The following is a 9,986-nucleotide window of genomic DNA, read 5'->3' as shown; positions in this document are numbered from 1 at the left end:
GCGGTCAGCGCGATGCTGCCGCCAATGTACTCGCGTGGGCAGACCATTGATGTCACGGTCTCGTCGATTGGCGATGCCAAAAGCCTGCGCGGCGGTACGTTATTGCTCACCCAGCTACACGGCGCAGATGGGGAGGTTTATGCCCTCGCACAAGGGAGCGTGGTGGTGGGTGGGATGAACGCGACCGGGGCTAGCGGCTCCAGCGTGACCGTGAATACCCCCACAGCCGGACTGATACCGAATGGCGCGTCAGTCGAACGTGAAATTCCCAGCGACTTCCAGATGGGTGACACCATTACGCTTAATCTGAAACGTCCCTCCTTTAAAGATGCCAATAACATTGCGGCGGCGATCAACGCCTCGTTTGGCGGCATTGCTACGGCACAAAGCTCGACCAACGTCAGCGTTCGTGCGCCAACCAGCCCAGGGGCGCGCGTTGCCTTTATGTCTCAGTTAGATGACGTCCAGGTTCAGGCAGAAAAAGTACGCGCCCGTGTGGTGTTTAACTCGCGTACCGGCACGGTGGTTATGGGGGATGGCATTGCCCTGCACGCGGCGGCGGTATCGCATGGCAGCCTGACGGTTTCCATCAATGAAAGCAGCAACGTCAGCCAGCCGAATGCCTTTGCCGGCGGTCGTACGGCGGTGACGCCGCAGAGCAATATTTCGGTGAATCACGCCCGACCGGGGATGATTACGCTGCCTGAATCCAGCAGCCTGAAAACGCTGGTTAATGCGCTCAACAGTCTCGGGGCCACGCCGGACGACATTATGTCCATTTTACAGGCCCTGCATGAAGCCGGGGCACTGGATGCCGATCTGGAGGTCATTTAATGGCCGACATCAAAGTGAATCATAGCGGGGGCATTGACGGTAGCGATGCGTTAATGGGCCCGAAAATTAAAGATAACGATTTGCAGAAAGCCGCCCAGCAGTTTGAAGCCATTTTCTTACGCAACATGCTGAAAGAGATGCGTAAAACCAATGAGATCTTCGACTCCAAAGATAACCCGTTTAACAGCGACTCGGTGCGCATGATGCAGGGGTTTTACGACGATCAGTTATGTAACAGCCTGGCCCAGCAGCACGGTATTGGGATTGCGGCGATGATCGTTAAACAGCTCTCGCCGCATCACAAAGGATAAAAGTTGCGCGGCGGCTTAAGAACTGAGGTTTTTTCGCCGCTTTTAATCGGCAAGGTTGTTAACGACAGACCGGGGAACTGACCGGCGAGGACTCTTTGATGGACATGATTAACATTGGCTACAGCGGCGCATCAACTGCGCAGGTGGAGCTTAACGTAACCGCGCAAAACACGGCGAACGCCATGACCGACGGTTATACCCGGCAGGTGGCCGTCACCAGTACCATTGGCGCCAGCTCAGGATCGGCGAACAGCGCGGGTAACGGTGTGCAGGTGGACAGTATTCGCCGGGTATCCAACCAGTATCAGGTGAACCAGGTCTGGTATGCCGCCAGCGATTACGGCTATTACAACACCCAGCAGACGTATTTAACTCAGCTGGAAACCGTGCTCAGCGATGACAACAGCAGCCTGAGCGGCGGCTTTGACAACTTTTTTGCCGCGCTAAACGCAGCTACCACCAGTCCGGATGACTCTGCTCTGCGTGAGCAGGTGATCAGCGAGTCTGGCGCGCTGGCGCTGCGCGTGGATAACACCCTCGATTATATCGATTCGCAAAGCAGTGAAATCGTTAGTCAGGAGCAGGCGATGGTGGCGCAGGTGAATACGCTTACCAGCGGTATTGCCAGTTACAACCAGCAGATCACTGAAGCCGAAGCCAACGGGGATAACGCGTCTGCGCTCTACGATGCCCGCGACCAGATGGTGGAAGAACTGAGCGGCATCATGGATGTTCAGGTCAATATTGATGATGAAGGTAACTACAACGTCACGCTGCAAAACGGTCAGCCGTTGGTGAGCGGGCAAGAGAGTTCCACCCTCGAACTGGAAACCAACGCCGACGGTACGCAGAGCATGTCGCTGACGTTCGCCGGAACCACGTCATCCATGAACACCGATACCGGCGGCTCGCTGGGCGCGCTGTTTGATTATCAGAATGAGGTACTGACGCCATTGACGGGGACGATTAACAGTATGGCAGAGCAGTTTGCCGATGCGGTTAACACCCAACTGGCGCAGGGCTACGACCTGAACGGAAATCCCGGCGAGCCGCTGTTTATTTATGACGAAAACTCATCGGATGGCCCGCTGGAAGTGAACCCCGATATCACCGCCGATGAGCTGGCGTTTTCCAGTTCGCCGGATGAAAGCGGCAACAGCGATAACCTGCAGGCGCTGATCAACCTCTCAACCGAACCGTTAGATATCGAGGGGCTTGGTAGCGTAACCGTGGGCGAAGCCTGTTCATCAATCATCAGTAACATCGGTATTTACAGCCAGCAAAACCAGACGGAAGCGCAAGCGGCGGCGAACGTGTACTCCGAAGCACAGAACCAGCAGAGCAGCGTCAGCGGCGTCAGCATGGATGAAGAAGCGGTGAACCTCATTACCTACCAGCAAATTTACGAGGCCAACCTCAAAGTTATCTCAACGGGCGCAGATATTTTCGACTCTGTGCTGGAAATGTGTAGTTAATCTGGAGGGCTATTATCATGCGCGTGTCTACCCAACAATCCTATGTGTCTATGACGCAGAGTTTTAACGACCTTTCCAGCGATCTTTCCCACGTTGTCACGCAGATGGCGACAGGGAAAAGTATTCTGCTGCCGTCAGACGATCCTATCGCTGCGACACGAATCACCCAGCTTAACCGCCAGCAATCGGCTCTCGATCAGTATCAAACTAATATTGATTCCGCCTCAGCGGGGATGAGCCAGCAGGAGTCTATTCTGGATGGCGTCAATAACGATCTGTTAGCGATTCGCGACGATCTGCTGGAGGCCGCCAACGGCACCAACACCGCCGAGTCGTTATCCAGCCTGGGGCAGGATATTCAGTCGATGACCGAAGCGATGGTCTCGGCGCTGAATTATCAGGATGAAGACGGTCACTATGTGTTTGGCGGGACGGTGAACGATCAACCGCCAATTGTCGCGGTAGATGAGGACGGTGACGGGGTGACTGACAGTTATACCTATCAGGGTAACGACGATCATCGCCAGACCACGGTGTCCAATGGCGTTGAGGTTGATACCAATGTGGCAGTCAGCGATTTCTTCGGCGATAGCCTCGACGTTCTGAACACTCTGACGTCGCTGTCGAAAGAGTTACAGGATCCGTCGGTTGACCCTGCCGATCCGCAGGTGCAAAGCGATATTCAAAATGCCATTGATACGGTGGATGTGGCCTCTGACGCGCTCAACGCCTCTATAGCCACCATTGGTGAAACGCAAAATACGATGAGCATGCTGAGCAGTGCTCAGACGGATATCACTACCTCCAACGATCAGCTTATCAGTCAGTTGAGCGATCTGGATTATGGCCCAGCCTCCATTACCTTTACCGGTCTGGAAATGGCGATGGAAGCCACCTTAAAAACCTACTCCAAAGTGAGTGAGTTAAACCTTTTCAGTGTGATTTAACAGTTAGCAGTAGCTCAGGAATAGTATGCAGGTCGGTTTAAATACAACATCACTCTCCGGTAGCGGAGCGCTTAATCCTTCTGTGCAGCAGCATACCGTTGCGCAGAATGCCCCTGTCCGTCAAAAGTTACCCGCAACGGCGAGTGATTACCCGGCCTCACCCCTTATTACTACCCGGCCTCAGCGCTACAGCGTGCAGCTTAACGATCAGCTCACCACGCTGCAGCAAGCTGACCACTACCTGGGGCAACTGGAGCAGCATTTGCTGGACTTTCGTCACGCTTCTCGCCGCGGCGGACAGACGCTGCAGCAGAAGGGGGCTGAACTAACTCAGTGGCTGGAAAAACGGCCAACATTGTCCGGTGATGCGGTCGACAGGCAGTTGCGTCCGGTTTTACAGGGTGAGGCACGCGTAACTTTTCACTCGCCTGAACTGGCGCAGATGCTGCAAAAAAACGCGATAAGTTCACGCATGTTCAGTGTTTCTGACGGGCGGCAGACGCAGCACTCTGCGGTGGTGGTGGGCGAGGACCTGGATCCTGGTCAATACAAAATGATGATGAGCAACGCGCTGCGCCGTGTCGGTGTACAGGTGCACGATCAGCAGGGGGCGCTGAGCTTTTCCACGACGGAGAAGCAATGGCAGCAGATCCAACAAACCCTGAGCGTACGTGATGTTGACGCGAAGTCCTCGGCGTTTACTCTGCTAAAGACATTTGCCGATCCCTCTCGTTTAGATGAACTTCTGCAACATATCGCGCAGGGCAGTTCCCGCACTCAGGATGGGTTACAGCAGGCGCTGGATGCGATTGGCGATCAGCGCGCGCAAATGGCCGCGCAGCAGGAGAAGGCCCGGCAGCTGATTGACGGTATGGCGCGTTTTCCGCAGGCAGAAAGTGCGGTTAAAGCATCTGAATCACTGGGCGGGGTACTGGATCATGCTAATCACAATTATCAGGTTTTAGCCCAGGCGGTCAACGGGCAAGCCCGGCTTTCCAGCCAGACTGTCCGTAGCTTATTAAGTTAATTCTGCTGACAAGATGTTGTCGAAAAGATAAATGCCGAGGGGTCTGTGATTAACAGGCCTCCTACATCCTGAGTGAAGAGCAAATTTTGCTGCGGGTTTAAATGAATCCACCACGTATGAAGGTTATGCTCAACAATAAAGGAACTGAAATTGGATAAGCGGAGATCGTTATTATCCGCTTTCGCATCGCTAAAATGAAGCTCACCTTGTTGAGATGATTCTGTAGAACGATTAAGGCAAGTGGAGATCTCGAATACTGAAGGAACCTGGTTATTATGTTCCAAAGGGATGAGCGTAAGGGCCGTATCCTTGTGTTGTGGGCTCAGAATAAGTTGGTAATGTGCATTCCTTCCGGCGTTAAGATCATAATAGGCAATAACCGTATGTTCAATGTGGGCATGGGCCAGAAAACTAAAAAATAGGGAGGAAATAGCCAGGATATAAAAAGCGTAATTATTTGCATTTTGGCATTTCATTTAACATTTTCTCCACTTCTTTAATTAAAATACCATTCATTTCGTTATCTTTATTTAGCCAGTTATCAAAGCTTAGTGCTAACTGCCAGCTATCATTGCATTGATTGCTCATCACAATATCAAGTGCGAGTTTGTTCAACGAGACCCGATAATAAAGGGTCATCGAGGCGCTATGCGCGACCAACAGTTGATTGATTTGCTCTATACCAGGAAGAATATGTTTTGAAACAAGCGATAACGATTTCTTATTCTCACCTGGATCGTAAAGTTGATAGACCGTAATACGGTTGGCATTTTCAAGCGTTTCTTTAACCAGTTGTGGAGTTTCTTCCGTTTTAGTGGATGACGGCGCTTTAAAATATGAGATCAGTGCAAACAGCGACAGAGCGACAACGATAACGGGCAAGGTAATCAGAACAGCCCGATAAGGATGATGTTTGGTTGCCAGTTTTTTCTTGCTGACTTCATGTAATGAACTGTTATTTAAAGTTATTTTTTCTGTTGTTGTTGATGGCAGTTGCTCCTCAGACGCGAGGGTTTCAACTACCTCAGCATTCTCTTCGGTTACCTCACTGGCGCGGTCATCAACCTTATTTTCATTAGGAGCAATGATTTCAGTTAGATAGAGTTTATTAAACAAATACCCTTTTTTTGGTATGGTTTTTATAATTTCTTGTTGTTTACCATCATCATCAATAGCGACGCGCAGGGCGTGAACGGCTGTCGGCAGACTATTTCCACCGACGATGCGATTCTTCCAGACAGCGGTCATTAAAAATGAACGAGATAAAACAACATCGGCATTTTTAGCTAATGTCTCTAACAGAATAAAATGGTATTCGCCCAGGCGACGTATCTCACCTGTTTCACAGTGGATTAACGCATTAAGCGAAGAGTCCATCCGCCAATTGTTGACTACAATACTCATGGTTTATTATACCCGCGCAAGATTTTTATATCCCTGGTGTCACACCGTTAAAAATCAGTGCATTAAAATTCTGGAGAAATTGAGATGTCTTCTGCCTGAGAAACAGCAGGTAAATCGGTATTGAGTGTTTTTTATGCTGTGCAAAAGAGGATTGGAAATGTAGCGAAAGTGTCTGAGACTCACAATATAAAAATACAGGGCATTTGCAACCAAATGTAAAATAAAGTTATAACCAGGCTCTTTAAAACATTTTTATCTAAGCATAATCTTATTTTTATCATAAGGTTAACATAGAAGGTGCGTAATCGATCGGGTCGTTATTAGATATTTCTAATAATCTTTTAATTAAATCTTGATTGAGATCTTCCTTATGCAGTGATTGTTTTGGTGAGGAGCACGGAAAGCTAAAATAGAGGTGGGAGACGTTTTATCTCTCGCGTTAACGATGTTGTGCAAGGCGTAAAAAATTTTTCTGCAGCGCTTTAAGTTTTCCGAAGGGGTGGTCGTTTTTACAGAGTATCGAAACGAAAACGATTATTCCCAAGGAGCAGTACCATGTTATCGATTAATACTAATACCGCATCAATGTCCGCTGTTAACGCTATCAACAAAAGCAGCGCATCACTGTCTACTTCTATGGAACGTCTGGCGACAGGTAACCGTATTAACTCTTCTGCAGATGATGCTGCGGGCAAACAGATTGCCAACCGTCTGACTGCGCAGTCCAGCGGTATGGGCGTTGCGCTGAGCAACATTCAGGACGCGACTGCGATGCTGCAAACTGCAGACAGCATGTTTGACGAAATGACCGACGTACTGGGCCGTATGAAAGACCTGTCCACTCAGGCAGCGAACGGAACCTACAGCGACGAAGATTTGCAGGCGATGCAGGACGAATACGACGAACTGGGTCAGCAGATGTCCGATATGCTGCAGAACACCACTTACGGCGGCACCAACCTGTTCGGTGTTTCCGGTACCAGCAACACCGGCAAAGACGGTCTGTTCCAGGGGGCGGTAACCTTCCAGGTTGGTGCTGAATCTTCTGACACCATGACCGTTGATATCTCCAGCCAACTGGACTCTCTGGTTACCGATTTAAAAAGCGTTAGCAACTCTTTCGAAGCTGATCAGTTAGATGCGACCGGTACTGCAGGCATTTCCGGTGGTACTGAGCTGACCGCTTCTGGTTCTGCAAACCAGATGATCACTACTATCCAGACTGCAATGGACGACGTGTCTAAGATCCAGTCCAAACTGGGTGCATCTATCAACCGTCTGAACGATACCGCCGCTAACCTGACCAGCATGCAGGACAACACTGAAGTGGCGATCGGTAACATTATGGATACCGACTACGCGACGGAAGCGTCCAACATGACCCAGCAACAGGTGCTGATGCAAACCGGCATCACCATGCTGAAGCAGTCCAACAGCATGTCCAGCATGGTTTCCAGCCTGCTGCAGTAATTCCTGACTTAACGTCATTTCCAACACCGCCACCCGGCGGTGTTGTGCTTTCAGCGACCTGGCTTTTACCTGGAAACCTTCCTGGGGAAGGGAAAATTCATTTCCGCTACTAAGTTAACTCACTGAATTTTAATTGTAAAAATTATTGGCATGTATTTTGCTTTTACATAAATAACGTTGCACGGAGTCATTGATCATGAGCTATACGAGTCCGATCCAAAAATTAGCACAACAATTTGCCTACGCCGATATTGCCACCCAGGCGACGAATCTGCAGAACCAACAGAACGAGTTGAATGCTGAGAGCAGCGGTCTGGACTCGCTCAGTAGCGCGCTGACTGATTTTCAGACGGCAATCGATGCGCTGAACAGCGACACCGACGGCCCACTGACGTTTTCCGCCACCACAAATAATGAGTCGAATACGGTGTCGGCAAACTCGCAGGCACAGGCGGGGACCTACTCATTTTATGTTTCGCAGTTAGCACAGGGGCAACAAACCACGTTCAGCATGAGCGACGATACTTACGCCGCGATGGGTTCATTTGAGATAACCATGGATGACGGCACAACCATGGATATTGACCTGTCTACGGTCGACGAGGATGGCGATAACTGTGTTGATGCCAGTGAACTGGTTGATGCGATTAATAACTCGGACGATAACCCAGGCGTGTCGGCGGCATTGGTTAAGACCGACGGCACGACCACCATCATGCTGACCTCTGATACCACCGGTGAGCAAAGCGGTTTTTCGGTGAGCGTTTCGGGTAACACCGATCTGGCTACGGCGGAATCCTCCAGTGAACAACAGATAACGCAAGCGCAGGACGCCATTATTCACCTCGGTAACGAGGATGGCCCTGCGATCACCAGCAGCACCAATACCTTTGACGATGTGATCCCCGGCGTGACGATGACTTTTTCTGAGGTTAGCGATCCTGATGATCCTAACGATGTGACCACTTTTACCGTCGCGGAAGACTCCAGCGGATCGCAGGCCAAAGTGCAGACCTTTGTTGATGCCTACAACACCTTGGTCGACACCATCGATTCACTGACCAGCTATGGCGATGACGACACGGCGTCCGGGGTTTTTGCGGGTGACGCCGGGATGAATTCGCTGGCAAATCAGATGGATGATATTGCTCACGCGTCTTACGGTGGCGTGTCGATTGTTGATTATGGCATCACGCTGGATTCCGACGGTCACTTACAAATTGACTCCACTCAGTTCAGCGAAGCAATGGAAGAAAACCCGGACGGTTTGACCGCTATTTTTGTCGGGGAGGACAGCATGGTCGCGCAGATGGACGACCTGATGGAAAGCTATCTGGATTCCAGCAACGGCATCATCGCCCTGCGCCAGGAAAACATTGATGACCAGCAGAGCAAAATTCAGGACGAAAGCGATCAGCTGACTGAAACCTATAACACCAACTACGAGCGCTATGTGGAAGAGTACACCAATACGCTGGTGGAAACGTACACCATGAAAATGAGTATGGCCGCGTTTATGTAACCGGCTGATTTAAGAGAAGGATTGAGAATCAACATGTACGACACGCAGGATGGTTATTCGCAATACAAAGAGATGGATCTTGCTGCGCGTACCGCAGCAGCATCGCCATTAGAGCTGGTGCTGGTGCTGTTTTCGGGGCTGATGGACGAGCTGGAACGCGCCAAAAGCCACATTGAGAACAAACGCTATGAGCGCAAGGCGCAAAGCATCAACAAATGCATCGATATTCTCAACGCCTTAACCAGCTCGCTGGAGTTTGAAACGGGCGGCGAGTTGGTGGTGAATTTGTCCCGGCTGTATGACCACTGCGTCTACCGCCTGTATGAAGCCAGCGGCGAATTGTCGCTGGAAAAAATTGATGAAGTGATCCTCATCCTGACCAATCTACGCACAGGCTGGGAAGGTCTGTCGGCAAAGCTGGGATAAGACGATGGAAAGAGAGCGTCAGCAACAGCAGCTTTATGCCCTGGTAAAAGAGATGAACGAGGCGCTGGATCGAAAGCGTTGGCGCCGATTACCCGGCCTGCATCAGCAGGTGATGCGCGTTTTTCATGACTATGCCGCCTGGGAAACCGATGCCACCGCGTTGCGAGAGGTCAAAGACACCCTGCATGCGGCGTTTGAGGTGCTGATTGCCCGACGAACGCAGCGTGCGGAAGAACTCAAAGCGCGCATGGATCAACATCAGCAAAACCAGGAAGGAATGTTGGCGTACTCAATGGTTAATTTAATTTCGGAGAAGGCATGAATCCTGTATTACTGGCCTCGGCCAGTGCGTTGGCAGAGGCCACACCGGAAAAGGCGGCTATTTCGGCCCCAACAACGTCAACGAGCGGCAGCACGTTTTCTTTACCGCAGGCCGGGCTTAACGCGGTGGCTGAACGTTTGATCGGCGCAAAAATAAACCAACAGCAGGCGTCGTTGCCTGAGCATCAACGCGATGATGCAGATCCTGCGGCCATGCAGGCATTGCTGGCGATGTTACTGGCGCAACCG

General features: G+C 50.8%; 11 protein-coding genes and 1 pseudogene. 10 read left to right on the top strand and 2 right to left on the bottom strand.

Annotated features, from left to right (window positions below):
* The 5 genes from FDW87_RS07150 to FDW87_RS07130 form a co-directional block, all read left to right on the top strand.
* The coding region (locus tag FDW87_RS07150) for a flagellar basal body P-ring protein FlgI (RefSeq protein WP_252363062.1) at positions 1-834 on the top strand (834 nt) is incomplete at its 5' end.
* Positions 835-842: 8 nt separating this feature from the next.
* The gene (locus FDW87_RS07145; RefSeq protein ID WP_029139422.1) at positions 843-1,145 is read left to right on the top strand and encodes a rod-binding protein; all 303 of its coding nucleotides are present in this window, start codon (positions 843-845) and stop codon (positions 1,143-1,145) included.
* Between the two features lie 98 nt (positions 1,146-1,243).
* Entirely contained in the window at positions 1,244-2,620 is a 1,377-nt protein-coding gene (gene flgK, locus FDW87_RS07140) for a flagellar hook-associated protein FlgK (RefSeq protein ID WP_047357628.1), read from the top strand.
* Positions 2,621-2,637: 17 nt separating this feature from the next.
* Positions 2,638-3,567, top strand: coding sequence for a flagellar hook-associated protein FlgL (flgL, locus tag FDW87_RS07135; RefSeq protein WP_019076091.1), 930 nt, complete (start codon positions 2,638-2,640; stop codon positions 3,565-3,567).
* 25 nt (positions 3,568-3,592) lie between these two features.
* Entirely contained in the window at positions 3,593-4,594 is a 1,002-nt protein-coding gene (locus FDW87_RS07130) for a flagellar hook-associated protein (RefSeq protein WP_137379573.1), read from the top strand.
* On the opposite strand, the gene FDW87_RS07125 is transcribed toward FDW87_RS07130, so the two are convergent.
* Both FDW87_RS07125 and FDW87_RS07120 read right to left on the bottom strand, forming a co-directional pair.
* On the bottom strand, positions 4,591-5,070 hold the full coding sequence (locus tag FDW87_RS07125; RefSeq protein ID WP_137379572.1) for a hypothetical protein: 480 nt from the start codon (positions 5,068-5,070) through the stop codon (positions 4,591-4,593). The genes FDW87_RS07130 and FDW87_RS07125 overlap by 4 nt on opposite strands.
* Positions 5,048-5,998, bottom strand: coding sequence for a transcriptional regulator (locus tag FDW87_RS07120; RefSeq protein ID WP_137379571.1), 951 nt, complete (start codon positions 5,996-5,998; stop codon positions 5,048-5,050). Before FDW87_RS07120 ends, FDW87_RS07125 begins: the two co-directional genes overlap by 23 nt.
* 555 nt (positions 5,999-6,553) lie before the next feature.
* Here FDW87_RS07120 and lafA point away from each other — a divergent pair.
* From lafA to FDW87_RS22035, 5 genes and pseudogenes are all read left to right on the top strand, one after another.
* A complete protein-coding gene (gene lafA / locus FDW87_RS07115; protein ID WP_049040787.1) occupies positions 6,554-7,468 on the top strand; it encodes a lateral flagellin LafA in 915 nt (304 codons plus the stop codon).
* A 196-nt stretch (positions 7,469-7,664) separates the two neighbouring features.
* Positions 7,665-8,990: a flagellar filament capping protein FliD gene (fliD, locus tag FDW87_RS07110; RefSeq protein ID WP_137379570.1), complete on the top strand. Its 1,326-nt coding sequence runs from the start codon at positions 7,665-7,667 to the stop codon at positions 8,988-8,990.
* A gap of 33 nt (positions 8,991-9,023) precedes the next feature.
* The gene (gene fliS / locus FDW87_RS07105) at positions 9,024-9,416 is read left to right on the top strand and encodes a flagellar export chaperone FliS (RefSeq protein ID WP_003843794.1); all 393 of its coding nucleotides are present in this window, start codon (positions 9,024-9,026) and stop codon (positions 9,414-9,416) included.
* A 4-nt stretch (positions 9,417-9,420) separates the two neighbouring features.
* The gene (locus FDW87_RS07100; RefSeq protein WP_016151855.1) at positions 9,421-9,738 is read left to right on the top strand and encodes a hypothetical protein; all 318 of its coding nucleotides are present in this window, start codon (positions 9,421-9,423) and stop codon (positions 9,736-9,738) included.
* Positions 9,735-9,986, top strand: a pseudogene (locus FDW87_RS22035) (flagellar hook-length control protein FliK); the annotation flags it as partial. The gene FDW87_RS07100 and the pseudogene FDW87_RS22035, both read left to right, overlap by 4 nt.

The organism is Citrobacter sp. wls826 (assembly GCF_005281245.1).
GTDB classification, from domain to species: Bacteria; Pseudomonadota; Gammaproteobacteria; order Enterobacterales; family Enterobacteriaceae; genus Citrobacter; species Citrobacter braakii.
The sequence above is the reverse complement of the archived record's forward strand: the minus strand, read 5'-3'. Positions and strand labels throughout refer to the sequence as shown.